The organism is Pseudomonas putida (assembly GCF_028682175.1).
Lineage (GTDB): Bacteria > Pseudomonadota > Gammaproteobacteria > Pseudomonadales > Pseudomonadaceae > Aquipseudomonas > Aquipseudomonas putida_AD.
The window spans coordinates 34,364-54,294 of record NZ_JANHKS010000039.1; the positions used below are offsets into that span (position 1 = coordinate 34,364).

Genomic DNA, 19,931 nt, shown 5'->3' on the forward strand with positions numbered 1-19,931 from the left:
CTGAACAGGGAGCAAGGCCGGTTCTGCGTCCACCGTCCTGTAGGAGTGAGCTTGCTCGCGATTGCAGTAATCCAGGCACATATGTGGTACTTGGAAGGACGCCATCGCGAGCAAGCTCACTCCTACAGGAGTTTGCGAAGGCCAGGGAGGTAGGACCAGGCTAACAAGACGAATCACCCCAAACCGTATTTCTTCACCTTGTCGAACAGCGTGGTCTTGGCCATGCCCAGTTCCTGGCTGGCCTGGCTGAGGTTGCCGCCGCTGCGTTGCAACGCATCGCTGAGCAGGTTTTTCTCGAAGGCTTCCACCGCCTCGGAGAAGCCCAGGCTCTGGGCAGTGGCCGCAGATCCGGTTTTCTTGAAGGCCGGCAAGCCCAGCGCATAGCGCTCGGCGACGTTGCGCAGTTCGCGCACGTTGCCCGGCCAGTCGTGGCCCATCAGCGCCGACATGGTCTGCCGATCAAGCTCCGGTGGTTCGCGGTCAAAGCGCAACGATGACAACTGCAGGAAGTGCTCGAACAGTTGCAGAATGTCCTCGCGGCGCTCGCGCAGTGGCGGCAACTCCAGGGTCACCACGTTGAGGCGGTAATACAGGTCGCTGCGAAACTGGTTGGCGCGGCTCAGTTCATCGAGGTCCGACTTGGTGGCCGCGATCACCCGGCAATCCACCGCCACGCTCTGGTTCGAGCCCAGGCGTTCGAGGGTACGCTCCTGCAACACCCGCAGCAGTTTGATCTGCAGGTTGATCGGCATGCTCTCCACTTCATCGAGAAACAGCGTGCCGTCGTGGGCGTGTTCGATCTTGCCGATGCGCCGCTTGCCCGCGCCGGTAAAGGCATTGGCTTCGTGGCCGAAGATCTCGCTTTCGAACAGGTTTTCCGGCAACCCGCCACAGTTCAGCGCGACGAACTGATTGGAATGACGGCGGCTGAAGTCGTGGAGGCAGCGGGCGACCAGTTCCTTGCCGGTGCCGGTTTCACCTTCGATCAGCACGTTGGCCGAGGTGTCGGCGACGTTGGCGATCAGCGCTCGCAGGTTTTGCATGGCGGGGGAGCGGCCGATGATCTTGCCTTCCAGCGAGTCGCGCTCGGCCAGTTGCCGGCGCAGCGACCAGACTTCCCGCGCCAGCCCGCGTTGTTCCAGCGCGCGGCGGGCGACGTCTACCAGGCGTTCGGGGGAGAAGGGCTTCTCCATGAAATCGTAGGCACCGTCGCGCATGGCACCGACCGCCATCGACACATCGCCGTGGCCGGTGATCAACACCACCGGTAGGCTGCGGTCGCGCGCTTTGAGGCGTTTGAGCAGTTCCAGGCCGTCGATGCCCGGCAGGCGGATGTCGCTGATGACGATCCCGGCGTAGTTGTCGCCCACCAGCGCCAGCGCCTCCTCGGCACTGCCCACGCCCTGGCTGTGAATGTCTTCCAGCGCCAGCGCCTGCTGGCAGCCGAGCAGGACGTGCGGGTCATCTTCGACGATGAGGACGGTCAGTTCAGTGTTCATTCGAAACTCTCATCCTTATTGGATCTGCTGCGGCCATACTCCGACCCCGTAGCAGCACGGCTTGCCGGCGGGAGCGTTGTGTCAGGCGATGCATCTTTCACAGATCCACCGCCCCGCCGGCAAGCCGTGCTGCTACGGGGGCTCTAATCCCCTTCATGCGCTGGCCTTTGGACGATCAACCAACGGCAAAACCAGCACGAACATCGTGCCGCCTTCGGCAGGATCCTCGGCGTTGAGACTGCCACCGGCGGCGGCTGCCAGGCTGGCCGACAGGGTCAAGCCCAACCCCAGCCCCTGCTCACCCGGCTTGGTGGTGAAAAACGGTTCGAACAGGTGCTTGCGCGCTTCGGCGTCGATGCCGTGGCCGTTGTCGCGAACCCGCAGCCGATAACGGCCCTCGCACATGTCGCCCTGCAACCAGAGCACGGGCAGGGGCTGTGCCTGCATGGCGTCCAGCGCGTTGCCGATCAGGTTGACCAGAATCTGTTCAAGGCGAGTCTGATCGATCGCAAGCTCGACATCCTGAAACTCCTGATGCAGGTCCAGCGCGCTGTTTTCCAGACGCCCGGCCAGCAATTGCAGCGCGGCATCGACGGCCTTGCCCAGCGACGCCTGGCCCTTGTCTTCGCCACGCCGGGCAAAGGCGCGCAGGCTGGCGGTGATGCGGCCCATGCGGTCCACCAGATCGTTAATGGTGCGCAGGTTGGTGCTGGCGGTGTCCAGCGCGCCGCGCTCAATGAAACGCACGGTGTTGCCCGACAAGGTGCGCAACGCGGCCAAGGGCTGGTTGAGTTCGTGGGCGATGCTGGTGGACATCTGACCGATGGCAGCCAGCTTGCCGGCCTGTACCAGTTCGTCCTGGGCCTGGCGCAACGTTTCTTCGGCCTGACGCCGCTCACGAATCTGCCCCTTGAGGCGTTCGTTGCTGGCGCGCAGGTCGGCGGTGCGTTCGGTAATCCGGCGCTCGAGTTCGTTGTTGGCCTGCTCCAGCGCTTCGCGGGCGGCCAGACGCACGGAAATCACCTTGCGCCGCTCGTTCCAGGCAATCAGCAGAAAGGTCACCAGGGCAAAGGCCACGGCCACCAGCATCCCCTGGTTGGCGGCTTCCCGGCGCAGGTCTTCAAGCGGCGTCAGCAGGGTCAGGTGCCAGGGCGTGTCGGCCAGGTCGCGGGTCTGGGCCAGGTAACTGACCACAGTGTGTTCATGATCGACACTGACGTTGGCAGGGAAGGTCAGCTTCTCCACGCCGTCGGCAATCGATTCACGCTCCAGCGGCACCAACTCGTTGAGCGGCCACCAGTAATACTGCAGGCTGCGCGCCAGGCGCTCCTTGATGTCAGCTGTCAGCGGGCGCACCGATTTCAGACGTCGGGCCGGGTCGCTGGACAGAATGATGATGCCGTTCTCGTCACTGACGAAGGCTTCCAGACGCGCCCGCTGCCAGCGCTCTTCCAGCGCTTCCAGACGCACCTTGATCACCGCCACGCCGATGATCTTGCCTTTCTCTTCAAGCCCGTGGGCCAGGTAGTAACCGGGCTCGCCGGTGGTGCTGCCGATGCCGTAGAAGCGGCCGGGCAGGCCACGAATCGCGTCCTGATAATAGGCACGGAAGGACAGGTCTTCGCCCAGGTAACTGTCAGCGTCACGCCAGTTGCTGGTGGCGAGCACGCGGCCGGTGGTGTCCAGCACATAGATGGCGCGGCTGCGGCTGCGGCGGTTCAGCCCTTCGAGGTAGTCATTGACCTTGACCCGTAATTCGGGCGACGGATCGTTGAGCAGGTCGGAGACATTGGATTCGAGCTCCAGCACGCTGGGCAGGTAGTTGTATTTGTTGATTTCGCTTTCGACGGTACGCGCGTGCAACTCAAGCTGGCGCTGGCCGTTCTCGCCCAGAGCCTGGATGCCGTTCTTTTCGCTGTACAGATAGGTGAAGTAGCCCAGCGCGATCATCAGCAGGATGACCAGCGGCGGCAGGAACAGTTGGCGGATCAGGCGGGGTTTCACGGCAAGTGATGGTGGCGCGCTAAGAGGTGGATCGCATTTCATCACAGTCGTCCTGGACCGACCAGCCGTGCGTGTCATTGATGGTGAACACGCACGGCCGGTGGTTGTGTGCCCTTGTGGGGCTATGCCCTCGTGAGGCTAAAAACGAAAAGGCTGTTAGTGCTGCAGGATCTTGTTCAGGAAGTGCTGGGCGCGTTCGGAACGAGCGTTGATGTCGCCGAAGAACTCTTCCTTGGGGCAGTCTTCAATGATCTGGCCCTTGTCCATGAAGATCACGCGGTCGGCCACCTTGCGGGCGAAGCCCATTTCGTGGGTCACGCACATCATGGTCATGCCTTCGTGGGCAAGCTGCACCATCACGTCGAGCACTTCGTTGACCATTTCCGGGTCGAGTGCCGAAGTCGGTTCGTCGAACAGCATCACGATCGGGTCCATCGCCAGCGCGCGGGCAATCGCCACACGTTGCTGCTGGCCGCCGGAGAGCTGGCCCGGATGCTTGTGGGCGTGGGCCGACAGACCGACGCGCTCAAGCAACTGCAGGCCTTTTTTGGTGGCTTCTTCCTTGCTGCGGCCCAGCACCTTGATCTGCGCGATGGTCAGGTTCTCGGTGATGGTCAGGTGCGGGAACAGCTCGAAATGCTGGAACACCATGCCCACACGCGAACGCAGTTTCGGCAGATTGGTCTTCGGATCGGCGATAGAGGTGCCATCGACCTCGATGTCGCCTTTCTGGAACGGCTCAAGGGCGTTGACGCACTTGATCAGGGTCGATTTGCCCGAGCCGGACGGCCCGCACACCACGATCACTTCGCCTTTCTTGACCTCGGTGCTGCAATCGGTCAGCACCTGGAAGTCCCCATACCACTTGTTGATATTTTTGATGGAAATCATACGGCTAACCTTTTCTGCATGAGCTTGACCAGACGCGAGGCCGCGAAGCTGATCGTGAAGTACACCAGACCTGCGATGACCAGGAACTCATTGGAACGGCCAATGATGTCGCCGCTGGCGCGGGCCGAGTTGAGGAAGTCGACCAGACCGACCGTGTACACAAGCGAAGTGTCCTGAAACAGGATGATGCTCTGCTGCAACAGCAGCGGGGTCATCTTGCGGAACGCCTGGGGCAGGATGATCAGGCGCATCATCTGGCCGTAGGTCATGCCCAGGGCTTGGGCTGCGCCCATCTGGCCACGGGAGATCGACTGCACGCCGGCACGCACGATTTCGCAGAAGTACGCCGCCTCGAACATCATGAACGCCACGACGCAGGAGGTGAACGCACCGACCGGGGTGTCTTCGCCGGTGATCCAGCGCAGCACGAACGGCACCGCCAGGTAGAACCAGGTGATGACCAGCAGCAGCGGGATCGAACGGAAATAGTTGACGTAGGCGCCGGCGATGCGCGACATCCACTTGCTCGGTGACAGGCGCATCAGGGCCAGGATCGTGCCGAGCACGATGCCGCCCACAACGCCCATCGCCATGAGCTTGAGGGTCATGAGCATGCCGTTCCACAGGCCCGGAATGGCGGGAACGATTCCAGAGAAGTCCATTATTTACCTCCCACGGAAATCAGGCCCGGCACGGCGACTTTCTTCTCGATCAGACGCATGAGCAGCATCAGGCTCATGTTCAGCGTGAAGTAGATCAGGGTGGCCAGGGTGAAGGCTTCGAACAGGTTCGCAGAGAATTCGGCGGTCTGTTTGGTCTGGGCGAGCAACTCCATCAGACCGATCAGCGAGGCCACCGACGAGTTCTTGAACACGTTGAGGAATTCGGAGGTAAGCGGCGGAATGATGATCCGGTAAGCCTGCGGCAGCAGCACGTTCCAGTAGATCTGCGGCAGTTTGAAACCCATGGCGCGTGCGGCGGATTCCTGGCCGCGAGGCAACGCCTGGATACCGGTACGCACTTGTTCGCAAACCCGTGCGGCGGTGAACAGGCCCAGGCACACGACAACGCTCAGGAAAGCCGAGGTGGTCGGGTTCAGGTCCTGCTTGTACCACTCCTGCAGGTTCTCGGGCAGCAGGTCGGGTACCAGGAAGTACCAGATGAACAACTGCACCAGCAGTGGCACGTTACGGAAAATTTCCACGTAGACCGTGGCAATGGTGGACACGATGCGGTTGGGCACCGTACGCATCACCCCGAGCACGGAGCCCAGAATCAGCGCGATGATCCAGGCGACGATGGAGATGCCGATAGTCCAGCCCAGGCCGGAAACGTACCAGTCCAGATAGGTCTCGGTACCCACGCCAGTGGACTTGAAGAACACGCCCCAGTCCCAATTGTAATTCATCAGGGTCTCCCCTCTGATCGATCGTTATGCACGCACACCGCTTTGCAGCGGCTTCCGGGAAGGTCGATGACCTCCCCGGGAGTCAGGCTTTCACTTGTGAAGCATAGAAAGGGAAGGGCTTATGCCTTCTTCTCTGGCGCTGGCTTGTCGTTCGGGTTCTCGATCAGCTTCTTGAGTTCAGGGCTCATCGGGAATTCAAGGTTCAGGCCTTTTGGAGGGATTGGCTGGGTGAACCACTTGGCGTAGATCTTGTTGATCTCGCCCGACTTGTAGAGGCCGACAATCGCGTCGTCCACGGCTTTCTTGAAGGCAGGGTCGTCTTTGCGAACCATGCAGCCGTAGATTTCATAGGATTGCGGAGTGCCGGTCACGTGCCAGTCGGTTGGCTTCTTGGCCTTGGCCATTTCGCCTGCCAGCAGGGCGTCGTCCATCATGAACGCGACAGCGCGGCCCGATTCCAGCATCTGGAAGGATTCGCCGTGGTCTTTGGCGGAGATGACGTTCATGCCCATCTGCTTGTCAGCGTTCATCGCCTTGATGATGCGCTCGGACGTGGTACCAGCGGTGGTCACGACGTTCTTGCCTTTCAGGTCGTCGAAATCGTTGTACGACGAGCCGGTCTTGGTCAGCAGGCGAGTACCGATTTCGAAGATGCCGACCGAGAAGTCGACTTGCTGGGCGCGTTCGGCGTTGTTGGTGGTCGAGCCACATTCAACGTCGACGGTACCGTTCTGCACCAGCGGGATACGGGTCTGCGAAGTGACCAGGTTGTAGTTGACCTTCAGGTCAGGCTTGTTCAGGTCTTTCTTGATGGCTTCGACGATTGCCAGCTGGATGTCGTGGGAGTAGCCGACTGGCTTGCCGGAGGCATCCGCGATGTAGGAGAACGGAATCGACGAGTCGCGGTGGCCCAGGGTGATGGTGCCCGAATCATTGATTTTCTTCAGGGTGCCGGTCAGTTCGGCGGCGGAAACCGGGGTGCTGATCAAAGCGGCTGCAGCAATGGCCACGCCCAGAATGTGGGGAACGATACGCATCTGTTAATCCTCGACTTTGTTTTTCTTATGGGTCCGGTGTTGGGTCGGCCCTATCGTTTCAGAACGCTACAACGGCGGCCCAGACAGGCGGCACGCTACATCGGAGCAATCGTGCATGAGTGTAGAGCATGAGTCATGCCAAGCACGTGACAGCTGATAACAGATTGAAAATAAAGGGAATTTATTTTGAGATGAGTGCGAGGAGGGCTGTGGCCGTCCGGGATGCCGAATGGCCAGTAGTATTGCGTTCGGAAATCCGAATGGGAGGGGGCGCTTGTAGGAGCGCGCTTGCCCGCGATGACGGTGTGCCTGTGACGTTGATGACGTCTGACACACTGCGGTCGCGGGCAAGCGCGCTCCTACAGTGGGGCGGTGTAGGAGGTCAGGCGGCTTCTATGGTGCTTTTATGGCGAGCGATCTTGTCCAGGTACGCCTGCACCTTCTGCTGTTCTTCAGCCGTGGTGAACAGGCCCAGCTTGGTCCGGCGCCACAGGATGTCCTCGGCCTGAGTCACCCATTCGGCCCGGCACAGGTAATCCACTTCGGCGCTGTACAACCCGCCGCCCAGGTGCTCGCCCATGTCGGCCAGGCTTTGCACGCCATCGACGATCTGCCAACTGCGCGAGCCGTAGGTGATGGCCCAGCGCCTGGCGATTTCAGCGGGCAGCCAACTGCAGCGTTGTTGCAGGTCGCTGGCCAGTTGCACCGGGATGGTCATGTTTTCGCCGCCAGGCAGGCTGGTCTTGGCGGTCCAGCTTCCCTTCATCTGGGGGAAGAACGGCGCCAACTGCTGCATCGCCGATTCGGCCAGCTTGCGGTAGGTGGTCAGCTTGCCGCCGAACACCGAGAGGATCGGCGCCTCCGTGGCATCGCCCGACAGGGCCAGGGTGTAGTCCCGGGTAATGGCCGACGGGTTATCGGATTCGTCATTGCACAGCGGACGCACGCCTGAGTACGTGCGAATGATGTCGCTGCGGCTCAGTTGCTTCTTGAAGTGCTCATTGACGATCTTCAGCAGGTAATCGGTTTCGCCATCGGTGATCGCCACCTTCGCCGGGTCGCCGGTGTATTCGCGGTCCGTGGTGCCGATGATGGTGAACCGTTCCATGTAAGGAATGGTGAAGACGATGCGCTGGTCTTCGTTCTGCAGAATGAAGGCGTTTTCACCCTCGTACAGCTTCGGCACGATCAGGTGACTGCCCTGGATCAGGCGGATGCCGTACTTGGATTCCAGTTTCAGGTCTTCGCGAATGAACCTGGCGACCCACGGGCCCGCCGCGTTCACCAGCGCCTTGGCGCGAACCGAGAACTGGGTGCCGTCGCTGCGTTCCATTTCCAGTTGCCACAGGCCACCGTTGCGACGGGCGCTCAGGCAGCGGGTGCGGGTGTGCAGGTGCGCGCCGTGTTCGCGGGCGGCCATGGCGTTGAGCACCACCAGGCGTGCATCGTCGACCCAGCAGTCGGAATATTCGAAACCGCGGGTGATCGAGCTGTTCAGCGGGCTGTTGGCACCGAAGCGCAGGTTTTTCGAGGCCGGCAGTTTTTCCCGCTTGCCCAGGTGGTCATACAGGAACAGGCCGGCGCGAATCATCCACGCCGGACGCAGGTGCGGGCGGTGGGGCAGCACGAAGCGCATCGGCTTGACGATGTGCGGGGCCTTTTCCAGCAGCACTTCACGTTCAGCCAGGGCTTCTCGCACCAGGCGGAATTCGTAATGTTCCAGGTAACGCAGGCCGCCGTGGATCAGCTTGCTGCTGGCCGAGGAGGTGTGGCTGGCCAGATCGTCCTTTTCGCAGAGGAACACCGAAAGGCCACGGCCCGAAGCATCCGCCGCGATCCCGACACCATTGATCCCGCCACCGATGACGGCGATGTCGTAGACCTCTGAAAGGGGTGGAGCAGGGAACGCTGAGTGGGCCATCGGGGCCTCCTGTCTGGAATTCGATCATGTTCGCTTTTGGCGAAATCGAACATTTGAGTTCATTTTCGAAAATGATAAACCAATAAGACAGGTCTAACCACTCAGTATCGATTGAAAATACTGATTGAAGGGAAAGTAAAGGAACAAAAGCGAACATAGACGGCGCTTCGTCCCGTAGCAGCACGGCTTGCCGGCGGGGCGGTGTGTCAGTCAAAAAGTGGGTGTCTGACACGCCGCCCCCGCCGGCAAGCCGTGCTGCTACGGAGCGACTGCCACTTCAAACCACTTCCAGACGAATCTTGTTCTGCGTCAGCAGTTGCGCAAGGGCCGGCACCGGCGGCTGGTCGGTCACCAGGCAGTCGATCAGGGTGATCGGGCCCAGGCGGACCATGGCGTTGCGGCCGAACTTGCTGGAGTCGGCGGCCAGAATCACCTGGCGGGCGTTGGCGATGATCGCCTGAGAGACGCGCACTTCCTGGTAGTCGAAGTCCAGCAGGCTGCCGTCTTCGTCGATGCCGCTGATGCCCACCAGGGCGAAATCGACCTTGAACTGGGTGATGAAATCGACGCTCGCCTGACCCACCACACCGCCGTCGCGGCGCACGTTGCCACCGGCCAGCAGCACTTCGAAGTCATCCTTGCCGCTCAGGATCGAAGCCACGTGCAGGTTGTTGGTGATGATCTTCAGGTGATTGTGGTTGAGCAGGGCGCGGGCGATGGATTCGGTGGTCGTGCCGATGTTGATGAACAGCGAGGCATGATCGGGAATCTGCGCGGCAATCGCCTCGGCGATGCGCTGTTTCTCGTCGCGCATCTGGTCGGCACGCATGGCGTACGCGGTGTTCTCGATACTGGAGTCGTAGGCAGCACCGCCATGGTAGCGACGCAGCAGGTTCATCTCCGCCAACTGGTTGATGTCGCGGCGGATGGTCTGCGGGGTAACGACGAACGACTGGGCCATTTCCTCGATGCTGACATAGCCGCGCTCACGGACCAGCTCGAGGATCTGCTGTTGACGGGGTGGCAGATTCATTTTTTTTCCTTCGGGCAAGAGCGCCCATGATGCCGCAGGCGGCCATTACCTGTCAGCCGGAAAAAGAATCTGGAGTTAGATGCGTTCCCGTAGCAGCACGGCTTGCCGGCGGGAGCGGTGGGTCAGGTAAAAATGATTCAACTGATACACCGCCCCCGCCGGCAAGCCGTGCTGCTACGGGGTATGTGGGTTATTCGGCGTCTTCGTGGGGCTCCCAGTCCCGCGTGCGGTCCACCGCCTTGCGCCAGCCCGCGTAGAGTTTTTCCTTCTCGGCATCGTCGCACTGCGGCTCGAACCTGCGCTCGATCACGGCCTTGTCCTTCAACTCGTCCAGCCCGCTCCAGAAACCTATGGCCAGGCCCGCCAGATACGCCGCGCCCAACGCTGTGGTCTCGCGCATTTTCGGACGTTCGACCTGAGTGCCGAGGATGTCGGCCTGGAATTGCATGAGGAAGTTGTTGGCCACCGCGCCGCCGTCCACGCGCAGGGCCTTGAGCGGCTCGGCGGCGTCCTGCTGCATGGCATCGAGCACGTCGCGGGTCTGGTAGGCGATGGACTCCAGGGCCGCACGGATGATGTGATCGACCTTCACGCCACGGGTCAGGCCGAACAGCGCGCCACGGGCGTAGGGGTCCCAGTAGGGCGCGCCAAGGCCGGTGAACGCCGGGACCAGATACACGCCATTGCTGTTCTTCACCTTGGTGGCGAAATATTCGGTGTCCATGGAGTCATTGACGATTTTCAGTTCGTCACGCAGCCATTGCACGGTCGAGCCGCCGTTGAACACCGCGCCCTCCAGCGCATAGGCCACTTCGCCCCGAGGGCCGCAGCCGATGGTGGTCAGCAGGCCGTGATTGGATTTGACCGCTTTCTTGCCGGTGTTCATCAGCAGGAAACAACCGGTGCCGTAGGTATTCTTGGCCTGGCCGGGCTCCACGCACATCTGGCCGAACAGCGCCGATTGCTGGTCGCCTGCGATACCGGCGATGGCGATGCCGCTTTTGCTGTGGCCATAGACTTCAGATGAAGACTTGACCTCCGGGAGCATTTCCCGAGGCACGTCGAGCACGTCCAGCATCCGCTGATCCCATTCCAGGGTGTGGATGTTGAACATCATGGTGCGCGAGGCGTTGGTGTAGTCGGTGACGTGGACCTTGCCGCCGGTGAATTTCCAGATCAGCCAGCTATCGACGGTGCCGAACAGCAGCTCGCCACGACGGGCGCGTTCGCGGCTGCCTTCGACGTGATCGAGAATCCACTTGAGTTTGCTGCCGGAAAAGTACGGGTCGATGACCAGGCCCGTGGTCTCCCTGATGTAGTCCTCAAGGCCGTCGCGCTTGAGTTGCTGGCAGATTTCCGTGCTGCGACGGCACTGCCAGACCACGGCGTTGTAGATCGGGCGGCCGGTGTCCTTCTCCCACACAACCGTGGTTTCGCGCTGGTTGGTGATACCAATGGCGGCGATCTGGTTGTGATGCAGGTTGGCCTGGGCCAGGACCTTGGTCATGCAGGCGGTCTGGGTGGCGAAGATCTCCATCGGATCATGCTCGACCCAGCCCGGCTGCGGGTAATGCTGTACGAACTCGCTCTGGGCGGTGCTGACCACATTGGCGTCGCGGTCGAAGATGATGGCACGGGAACTGGTGGTGCCTTGATCGAGGGCAATAATGTAGTTCTTGTCGTTATCGGTCATGTCGGTTGCCTGGTAATGAAGCCGGTATCCTGGGGGCTGCTATCAGTTTACGTGCAAGCGCCCCGGTTGCGCAGGCAACAGGGGTGCCTGCGCGCAATATTCGTATTCGAAAAAATATAGACGTAAACGAACATTGTCAAAGGTCGAAAGCGAACTGTCACCGGGTTTTGCATCGTCCGCGAAAATTCGTTGCCAGGAGTGTGCGCGCTTGCAGCGTTTACAGGGCCGATGGCCTAAAGTAATGACTGCCAACAAGAAACACCCTGGTCGTCTGGAGTGCTGCATGACCCCTGCATTGGATTTACTGAAGAAAGCCCGCGCCGAACACCGTGTCCACAGTTACGAACATGATCCGAAGGCGGCTTCCTATGGCCTGGAGGCCGCCGAGAAGCTGAACCTGCAACCGGCCCAGGTCTTCAAGACGCTCTTGGCCAGTACCGAAAAGGGCGAATTGCTGGTGGCGGTGGTGCCGGTGGTGGGCTCGCTGGATCTCAAGGCCCTGGCCCATGCTGCCGGTGCGAAGAAGGCCGAAATGGCCGATCCAGCGGCGGCCCAGCGTGCGACGGGTTATCTGTTGGGCGGCATCAGTCCGTTGGGGCAGAAGAAAAGACTGCGAACCTTTATCGATGAGTCGGCTCAACCGTTCGCGACGATTTTTGTCAGCGCTGGTCGACGCGGGCTTGAGGTCGAGTTGTCCGCTGCGGTACTCGCACAACACACCAGTGCGATCTTTGCTCAGATTGGTCGTGAATGAGCCGCGCCACCTTCAACGATTGGGGATGCCTTCCATGCAGCTTGAATTCCATCAAGTCGACGCGTTCAGTGACCGACCTTTCGCGGGCAATCCTGCGATGGTCTACCGCCTCGATGCCTGGCTGTCGGATGAGTTGATGCAGCACATTGCGACCGAACATAACCTGTCGGAAACGGCATTTGTCGTGCGCGAGGCCCAGGGCTGGCACATCCGCTGGTTCACGCCCACCAACGAGGTGCCGCTGTGTGGGCACGCGACGTTGGCCAGTGCGTTCGTGTTATTCGAAAAATATGCAGAAACAGCCGACACCATCGAATTCCTCAGCAAGTCAGGCCCCTTGACCGTCACTCGGGAGAGCGGCCGGTTGTGGCTCGACTTCCCGGCGATGCCGCCGAGCGAGGTCGGGGTGACGGTGGACATCGAACGGGCGCTGAACACCGATGTGGTAGACGCATTGGGTGCCGCCGCGTTGATGGTGGTGCTGGAGTCGGAGCAGGCGGTTCGCGAGTGCAAGCCTGACATGGCCGCCATCGCCCGGCTGCCGTGGCCGGGGGTGATCGTCACCGCCAAAGGGGATGGGGAGTTGCACGATTTCGTCTCGCGCTATTTCGCGCCGGGCAACGGCATTCCTGAAGACCCGGTGACAGGTTCGACCCACTGCAGCCTGATTCCATACTGGTCGGCGCGGCTGAACAAATTCAGCCTGACGGCGTTTCAGTGTTCGAGACGCGGCGGGGAGCTGTTCTGTCGGCTGGAAGGCGACCGGGTGAAGATCGGCGGGTATGCGACGCTGGTGGCAAGCGGCACGCTGACCCTCGGCTGACCCCGCCAGGCAACCCAATCACCTGTAGGAGTGAGCTTGCTCGCGATAGCGTCTTTTCAGGCGCTGTTGAGGTGACTGACACGCCGCAATCGCGAGCAAGCTCACTCCTACAGGGTTTGTGGCGTTTGTTAGGCCAAGGTGTTCATGTGCGCCGGCACACTACCCACCGCCGCAAACAACACCAGATGCTCAGCCGAAACCCGAATCCCCACTTCATCCCCGGCGCGCAGGTCCACGTGGCTTGGGAACAGTGCTTCAAGCTGGGTACCGGTCGGCATGCGCAGGCGGTAGAGAGTTGCCGCACCCTGGAAGGTCTTGCTGGCGACTCTGGCCTTCAGCTCGCTGTCCGGGGCGTGGACGATGTCGTCGGGGCGCAGCAGCACATCCATCGGGGTGCCATTGACGCCCGCATAGGCGCGATTGCCGCGCAGCAGGCCGAGTTCGGTCTGTACGGTTTCACCGTCGAGCAATTGCCCACGAATGAAATAGCCCTGGCCTACAAAGCTTGCGACATAAGGCGTCGCCGGTTCGTGATAGAGGTTGTAGGGCGTGTCCCACTGCTCCAGCCGGCCTTCCTTGAATACACCGACATGATCGCTGACCGCGAAGGCTTCTTCCTGATCGTGGGTTACCAGGATCGCACTGGTGCCACGGGCCTTGAGGATGTCGCGCACCTCATGGCTCAGACGTCTGCGCAGTTCGCCGTCGAGGTTGGAAAAGGGTTCGTCCAGCAGCAGCAATTGCGGTTCGGGCGCCAGCGCACGGGCTAGGGCCACGCGCTGCTGCTGGCCGCCGGAAAGCTCGTGGGGATGACGCTTGCCCAGTGCGCCGAGGTTGACCATCTCCAGCATCTCTTCGACCACCTGCGCCTGGCGCGGGTGATTGCGAATGCCGAAGGCGATGTTCTCGGCAACGGTCAGGTGCGGAAACAGCGCGTAATCCTGAAACACCATGCCGATGCGGCGCTTCTCCGGGGCCAGGGTGAATCCGGGCCGGGAGATGACTTCGTCGGCCAGCACGATCTCGCCTTCATGCACCGGCTCGAATCCGGCAATGGCGCGCAGGGTGGTGGTCTTGCCGCAACCCGAGGAGCCCAGCAGGCAACCGATGTCGCCTGCGTTGAGGTGCAGATCGAGGTTCTGCACCACACGTTGGTCCTGGTAACCACAGGCGAGGTTGCGCAGTTTGAGCAGCATCAGTTCACTCAGGCAGGTTGCAGGGCAGGGGCCACGAGGAATTCCAGCAAGGCCTTCTGCGCGTGCAGGCGGTTTTCGGCCTGGTCCCAGGCGACCGAACGGGCGTCGTCGAGCAGGTCTTCACTGATCTCTTCGCCCCGGTGCGCCGGCAGGCAGTGCATGAACAGCACGTCATCGGCGGCCAGGTCGAGCAGTTCGCGGGTGACCTGGAACGGCTTGAACAGGGCGATACGCTTGGCGGTTTCGTCTTCCTGGCCCATGGAGGTCCAGACGTCGGTGCTGATCAGGTGCGCACCCTTGACCGCTTCGCGCGGGTCGCGGGTCAGGGTAACGCGGTCGCCGGCCAGCGCCATGAAGTGCGGGTTAGGCTCGTAGCCTTCCGGGCAGGCGACACGCAATTGGAAGTCGAACTGGATCGCCGCTTCTATATAGCTGTTGCACATGTTGTTGCCGTCGCCGATCCAGGCCACGGTCTTGCCCTTGATCGAGCCGCGATGTTCGAGGAACGTTTGCATGTCGGCCAGCAACTGGCATGGGTGCAGGTCATCCGACAGGCCGTTGATGACCGGCACGCGGGAATTGGCGGCAAACTCGGTGAGGTTGCTGTGGGCGAAGGTACGGATCATCACCGCATCGACCATCCGCGACATGACGCGCGCGCCGTCGGCAATCGGCTCGCCGCGGCCCAGTTGCGTGTCACGGGGCGACAAAAAGATCGCCTGGCCGCCCAGCTGGATCATGCCGGCTTCGAACGAAACACGGGTACGAGTCGAAGATTTCTCGAAGATCATCGCCAGCACGCGGCCGCGCAACGGCTCGAACAGCACCCCTCGATTTCGCAGGTCCTTTAGCTCCACGCCGCGACGAATCACGCCGACGAGCTCATCTGGCGTGTAGTCCATCATCGAGAGAAAGTGCCTTGCGCTCATCATTAACTACCTTGTCTGCAACAGACCGCAGATCCTCAAAGCCGGGTTTTATCGGGAAAACGGGCGAGACCTGCGGCAAAAGCCGCACGGGGCGACGGATAGGGAAGGCGCGAGGGTATAAGAAAATGTCGCCTCGTGCCAAGGCCCGGCTTGCTGGAAAATATTCGTCAGACGTTCGGTAGCCTGAAAACGGCGCTGTCAGGACGCTTTTCATGTAACGAAGTGCTACAGTTGCTCGGGCAGGAGAGGCACTTCGCCATCTCTGCGTTGTCGAACGCCAGAGGTTGTACACCGGCCTCTAAAGAATGCGCAATTACTGCCGATTCTGTAATAGTTTCAAATTGATGCAAACCTTGCGACATGCTTCACGCCCCGGAAACCCGGACGTTTCCTAAACCTGTGGCGTGGGTTATAAAGGCCGCTTATGTCCTCCAGAAGAGGTGGGGAATGGATTCAAAAGAGAAACAACTGACGGAACTGCTCGGGCTCACCGCCCGTACCCTCACGCACCTCACGGCTTCCATGACGTCGATGTCGTTCGAGCTGATGCGCAGCGAGGATGAGGTGACCCGCTCGGCAGGTCGTCGCATGATCGACCGCATGGCCACTATCAGTGCCGGGCTTGACGATCATTGGCGTCTGATCGGTGAACTCACCGGCGTTCAGGTTTCCCAGGAACAGGTCGAGACCGTTCACGAGATCCAGATGCAGCGCAAGGTGGTCACCCCCATTGGCGGTTCCGCCTCCTGATCTCCTTTCTGTTTGCGCAGGCGGGCCATCGGCTCGCCTGATGCTGTCCGATTCACGGCACTGACGTTTCTGGCGAAGTGCTGCCCCAGGCGCCATAGTTTTGTCTGCGCGATCACCCCGGTCGCCGAACAAGAATATGAGACTGGCGATGACCAAGACTCTGCACCACCGTGCGTGCCACCTGTGCGAGGCCATCTGTGGCCTGACCATCGAAACCACCCGCGAAGACGATGCCTCGGTGCGCATCAGCTCGATCAAGGGCGACGCCCTGGACACCTTCAGCCGTGGGCACATCTGCCCCAAGGCCGTGGCCCTGCAGGATATCCAGAACGATCCGGACCGCTTGCGCCAGCCCATGCTGCGCGTGGGCGATCAGTGGCAGGCCATCGAGTGGCAGGCGGCGTTCGATCTGGTAGCCGAGCGCCTGCTGGACATTCAGGCGCGTCATGGCCAGAACGCAGTGGCGGTGTATCAGGGCAACCCCAGCGTCCATAACTATGGCCTGATGACCCACAGCAACTACTTTCTGGGCCTGCTGAAAACCCGCAATCGTTTTTCGGCGACCTCGGTCGACCAGTTGCCCCATCACCTGACCAGTTACCTGATGTATGGCCACGGTTTGTTACTGCCGATTGCCGACATCGACCACACCGATTTCATGCTGATACTGGGCGGTAATCCACTGGCGTCCAACGGCAGCATCATGACCGTGCCCGATGTCGAGAAACGCCTGAAGGCCATTCAGGCCCGCGGTGGCAAGGTGGTGGTCATCGATCCGCGGCGCAGCGAAACGGCCGCCATCGCCGATCAGCATTTGTTCATTCGCCCCGGCGCCGACGCGGCGCTGCTGTTCGGCCTGCTGCATACCTTGTTTGCCGAGGGCCTTACCCGCGAAAGCCACTTGCCGGTGGATGGCCTCGAAGAGGTGCGCGCGGCCATCGCGCAGATGGATGCCGACGCCATGAGCCTGCGCTGCGGTATCCCGGCCGAGCAGATTCGGCAATTGGCGCGGGATTTTGCGGCGGCTGACAAGGCGGTCTGTTACGGGCGCATGGGGATTTCCACCCAGGCGTTCGGTACGCTGTGTCATTGGCTGGTGCAGTTGATCAACCTGGTCACCGGCAATCTTGATCGCGTGGGCGGCGCGCTGTGCACCTCGCCCGCGCTGGATATGGTGGCGTCCACTTCGGGCGGCGGCTTCAATCGCTGGCAGAGCCGGGTCTCGGGGCTGCCCGAATATGGCGGTGAACTGCCGGTGTCGGCGCTGGCCGAAGAAATGCTCACCGAGGGCGAGGGGCAGATCAGGGCGCTGGTCACGGTGGCCGGCAACCCGGTGCTCTCGACGCCAAACGGCCGCCAACTGGATCAGGCGCTCGACGGCCTGGAGTTCATGGTCAGCGTTGACCTCTACATCAACGAAACCACCCGCCATGCCGATCTGATCCTGCCGTCCACTTCGGCGCTGGAAAACGATCACTACGACACCACGTTCAACATGTTCGCGGTGCGCAACGTCACCCGTTTCAACCGCGCGATTCTGGCCAAGCCCGAAGGGGCGCTGCACGACTGGGAAATCTTCGTGGGCCTGGCCCGCGCATTCGCCACCCGTGCCGAGCGGGAGTTGAAACCGACCATCGCCCCGGCGCAGATGGTCGATCGCGGTTTGCGCGCAGGGCTGTACGGCGATGCATCGGACTTCAAGCTTTGCCTTGAGACGCTGCATGAGCACCCTCACGGTCTGGATCTGGGCGCCCTGCGGCCCAACCTTGCGTCCCGGTTGCGCACCGCCAATCAGCGGATACAGGCGGCGCCTGAAGTGATCCTCGCCGACCTTGTGCGGTTCGCCATGCAGCCGGCGCCTTCGGTTGAAGAGCTGTTGCTGATCGGTCGGCGGCATGTGCGCAGCAACAACTCCTGGATGCACAATTATCATCGGCTGGTGAAGGGCAAGCCGCGCCATCAGTTGCTGATGAACCCGCAGGACATGGCCGCGCGCGGGCTCAGTGACGAGCAGCGGGTGAAGGTGAGTTCGCGGGTCGGGATGATCGAGGTGGAGGTGATGGGCAGCACCGACATGATGCCGGGCGTGGTCAGCCTGCCCCATGGCTGGGGCCACGGCCGGCCGGGCGTGCAGATGGAGATCGCCCAGGGGCAGCCGGGGGAGAGCGCCAACGACCTGACCGACGAACGGCAGCTGGATGCGATTTCCGGCAACGCGGCGCTCAACGGAGTACCCGTGACGGTAGCGGCGGCATGATGGGCGTCATATCTATCGTCGCAATTAAAGCCAAGACCGAGCGTTACGCTAGGCTTTCCGTTACAATGCGCCACCGTGTCGACATTTAGAGTCGTAAAGTTCAGCCGAGGTGCTCCGTGGATATCATCGAAACGATCAAAGACCAGATTGCCAAAAACACCGTTCTGCTCTACATGAAAGGCGCCCCGAATGCCCCTCAGTGCGGCTTCTCGGCCAAGGCTTCCCAGGCGCTGATGGCATGCGGCGAGAAGTTTGCGTACGTCGACATCCTGCAGAACCCGGAAATCCGCGCCAACCTGCCAAAATATGCCAACTGGCCAACCTTCCCGCAGCTGTGGGTTGATGGCGAGCTGGTCGGCGGTAGCGACATCATCGTCGAGATGCACGCCGCAGGCGAACTGCAGCCGCTGATCAAGGCTGCCGTCGAGAAGAACGCGACTGCCTGATCCAGGTTGTTGAAAAAGGCCCCGGTCTCTTGCGAGATGCGGGGCTTTTTTGTGGGCGTCCATTTCATTGGCGCCCACCGCCCGTAGCAGTCCGGCTTGCCGGCGTCGGCGATCCCGCGGCCGCCCCCGCCGGCAAGCCGTGCTGCTACGGTTTTGCGGCGAACCCAATCCGGTACCCGCCCGATTTCCCGGGGCATAAAAAAGCCCCGCCGGGCTGAACACCGGGCGGGGCGTTTTGGGGGAAGGCTGGAATCAGTCTTCTTCGCCCATTTGCGATTGCAGGTAATTCTCGAGGCCGACCTTGTCGATCAGGCCCAGCTGGGTTTCCAGCCAGTCGATGTGCTCTTCCTCGGACTCCAGGATGTCCTCGAGCATTTCACGGCTGCCGAAGTCGCCAACGGTTTCGCAATGGGCGATGGCCGCTTTCAAGTCTGCATGACCCTTGCGCTCGATCTTGAGGTCACACTCCAGCATTTCCTTGGTGTGTTCGCCGATCAGGATCTTGCCCAGGTCTTGCAGGTTCGGGATGCCTTCCAGAAACAGGATGCGCTTGATCAGTTTGTCAGCGTGCTTCATCTCGTCGATGGATTCTTTGTACTCGTGCTTGCCCAGCTTGTTCAGGCCCCAGTCTTCGTACATGCGTGCATGCAGAAAATACTGGTTGATCGCGACCAGCTCGTTTCCGAGGATCTTGTTGAGATGCTGGATGACTGTAATGTCGCCTTTCATGATCGAGGTCCTGTCGAAGATGTTCGTATATAAGCCGCAAGTCTGAGCTTCGAACAATCGCCTGTCAAACCTAAGTTATTGAATAATAAGTGAAAATTAATAGGAATAAGAATGTTTTTGTTCCGCATCTTATCGCTAACTAGTTGAATTACAGGCATAAAAAAACCGGACACTGGGTCCGGTTCTTTGAAATTCGCTGAATCAGGCAGCAGAAAATTCTGCAGGGTAGGCAAGGGCCGCCTGGGTCGTTTGCAGTTCAGTCAGGGTTTCACGCACCACTTCCTTCGCAAGGCAGGCACATTTCCCACATTTACTGGCGACACCCAAGGTCTCGCGCACTTCACGATAGCTGCAGCATCCTTCCATGATCGCTTCGCGGATTTGTCCGTCGGTGACACCTGTGCAGAGGCAGACATACATAAAAAAAGGACCGTCGCTGAGTTATTTGCGATATGGACGGATACTAATGTTAATGAGAATGCTTGTCAAAACTACTTCCCAACCTTCAGATGAACGCCGATGAATGGTCGGGTGAAGGGATGCTAAAGCTCACGTTCCACT

At 60.8% G+C, this 19,931-nt stretch carries 18 protein-coding genes; 5 read left to right on the forward strand and 13 right to left on the reverse strand.

The annotated features are described in order from the left end of the window. Positions 1 to 173 precede the first annotated feature (173 nt). The 9 genes from NPS29_RS22010 to glpK form a co-directional block, all read right to left on the reverse strand. Positions 174 to 1,499, reverse strand: coding sequence for a sigma-54-dependent transcriptional regulator (locus NPS29_RS22010; protein ID WP_274135090.1), 1,326 nt, complete (start codon positions 1,497 to 1,499; stop codon positions 174 to 176). Between the two features lie 153 nt (positions 1,500 to 1,652). After that, positions 1,653 to 3,545, reverse strand: a complete 1,893-nt coding sequence (locus NPS29_RS22015; protein ID WP_274135091.1) for a sensor histidine kinase — start codon at positions 3,543 to 3,545, stop codon at positions 1,653 to 1,655. 114 nt (positions 3,546 to 3,659) lie between these two features. Then, positions 3,660 to 4,394: an amino acid ABC transporter ATP-binding protein gene (locus NPS29_RS22020; protein WP_274135092.1), complete on the reverse strand. Its 735-nt coding sequence runs from the start codon at positions 4,392 to 4,394 to the stop codon at positions 3,660 to 3,662. After that, positions 4,391 to 5,059 carry an amino acid ABC transporter permease gene (locus tag NPS29_RS22025; protein WP_274135104.1) on the reverse strand — a complete coding sequence of 223 codons (669 nt, stop codon included), beginning with the start codon at positions 5,057 to 5,059 and terminating at the stop codon, positions 4,391 to 4,393. The genes NPS29_RS22020 and NPS29_RS22025 overlap by 4 nt, the downstream gene beginning before the upstream one ends. Beyond that, entirely contained in the window at positions 5,056 to 5,802 is a 747-nt protein-coding gene (locus tag NPS29_RS22030; RefSeq protein WP_274135093.1) for an amino acid ABC transporter permease, read from the reverse strand. Before NPS29_RS22030 ends, NPS29_RS22025 begins: the two co-directional genes overlap by 4 nt. A gap of 119 nt (positions 5,803 to 5,921) precedes the next feature. After that, positions 5,922 to 6,839, reverse strand: coding sequence for a glutamate/aspartate ABC transporter substrate-binding protein (locus NPS29_RS22035; protein ID WP_274135094.1), 918 nt, complete (start codon positions 6,837 to 6,839; stop codon positions 5,922 to 5,924). A 382-nt stretch (positions 6,840 to 7,221) separates the two neighbouring features. After that, positions 7,222 to 8,760, reverse strand: coding sequence for a glycerol-3-phosphate dehydrogenase (glpD, locus tag NPS29_RS22040; protein ID WP_274135095.1), 1,539 nt, complete (start codon positions 8,758 to 8,760; stop codon positions 7,222 to 7,224). A 277-nt stretch (positions 8,761 to 9,037) separates the two neighbouring features. Beyond that, complete coding sequence (locus NPS29_RS22045; RefSeq protein WP_274135096.1) at positions 9,038 to 9,793, reverse strand: DeoR/GlpR family transcriptional regulator; 756 nt, start codon at positions 9,791 to 9,793, stop codon at positions 9,038 to 9,040. A 190-nt stretch (positions 9,794 to 9,983) separates the two neighbouring features. Beyond that, positions 9,984 to 11,486, reverse strand: coding sequence for a glycerol kinase GlpK (gene glpK, locus NPS29_RS22050; RefSeq protein WP_274135097.1), 1,503 nt, complete (start codon positions 11,484 to 11,486; stop codon positions 9,984 to 9,986). 283 nt (positions 11,487 to 11,769) lie between these two features. On the opposite strand from glpK, the gene ybaK reads away from it, so the two are divergent. Together ybaK and NPS29_RS22060 are read left to right on the forward strand one after the other, a co-directional pair. Beyond that, on the forward strand, positions 11,770 to 12,240 hold the full coding sequence (ybaK, locus tag NPS29_RS22055) for a Cys-tRNA(Pro) deacylase (RefSeq protein ID WP_274135098.1): 471 nt from the start codon (positions 11,770 to 11,772) through the stop codon (positions 12,238 to 12,240). Positions 12,241 to 12,274: 34 nt separating this feature from the next. Then, entirely contained in the window at positions 12,275 to 13,063 is a 789-nt protein-coding gene (locus tag NPS29_RS22060) for a PhzF family phenazine biosynthesis protein (RefSeq protein ID WP_274135099.1), read from the forward strand. A 128-nt stretch (positions 13,064 to 13,191) separates the two neighbouring features. Here NPS29_RS22060 and NPS29_RS22065 read toward each other — a convergent pair whose 3' ends face one another. Beyond that, on the reverse strand, positions 13,192 to 14,271 hold the full coding sequence (locus NPS29_RS22065; RefSeq protein WP_274135105.1) for an ABC transporter ATP-binding protein: 1,080 nt from the start codon (positions 14,269 to 14,271) through the stop codon (positions 13,192 to 13,194). Then, positions 14,268 to 15,188: an ornithine carbamoyltransferase gene (gene argF / locus NPS29_RS22070; protein WP_274135100.1), complete on the reverse strand. Its 921-nt coding sequence runs from the start codon at positions 15,186 to 15,188 to the stop codon at positions 14,268 to 14,270. Before argF ends, NPS29_RS22065 begins: the two co-directional genes overlap by 4 nt. 447 nt (positions 15,189 to 15,635) lie before the next feature. On the opposite strand from argF, the gene NPS29_RS22075 reads away from it, so the two are divergent. The 3 genes from NPS29_RS22075 to grxD all read left to right on the forward strand — a co-directional run bounded on the left by NPS29_RS22075 (position 15,636) and on the right by grxD (position 18,641). Next, entirely contained in the window at positions 15,636 to 15,938 is a 303-nt protein-coding gene (locus tag NPS29_RS22075; protein ID WP_062387999.1) for a hypothetical protein, read from the forward strand. Between the two features lie 148 nt (positions 15,939 to 16,086). Beyond that, a complete protein-coding gene (locus NPS29_RS22080; RefSeq protein WP_274135101.1) occupies positions 16,087 to 18,195 on the forward strand; it encodes a molybdopterin oxidoreductase family protein in 2,109 nt (702 codons plus the stop codon). Positions 18,196 to 18,311: 116 nt separating this feature from the next. Further along, positions 18,312 to 18,641 carry a Grx4 family monothiol glutaredoxin gene (grxD, locus tag NPS29_RS22085; RefSeq protein ID WP_093461226.1) on the forward strand — a complete coding sequence of 110 codons (330 nt, stop codon included), beginning with the start codon at positions 18,312 to 18,314 and terminating at the stop codon, positions 18,639 to 18,641. A gap of 252 nt (positions 18,642 to 18,893) precedes the next feature. On the opposite strand, the gene bfr is transcribed toward grxD, so the two are convergent. Both bfr and NPS29_RS22095 read right to left on the reverse strand, forming a co-directional pair. Beyond that, entirely contained in the window at positions 18,894 to 19,370 is a 477-nt protein-coding gene (bfr, locus tag NPS29_RS22090) for a bacterioferritin (RefSeq protein ID WP_274135102.1), read from the reverse strand. Positions 19,371 to 19,571: 201 nt separating this feature from the next. Next, positions 19,572 to 19,790 carry a bacterioferritin-associated ferredoxin gene (locus NPS29_RS22095; protein ID WP_274135103.1) on the reverse strand — a complete coding sequence of 73 codons (219 nt, stop codon included), beginning with the start codon at positions 19,788 to 19,790 and terminating at the stop codon, positions 19,572 to 19,574. Between the last annotated feature and the right edge of the window lie 141 nt (positions 19,791 to 19,931).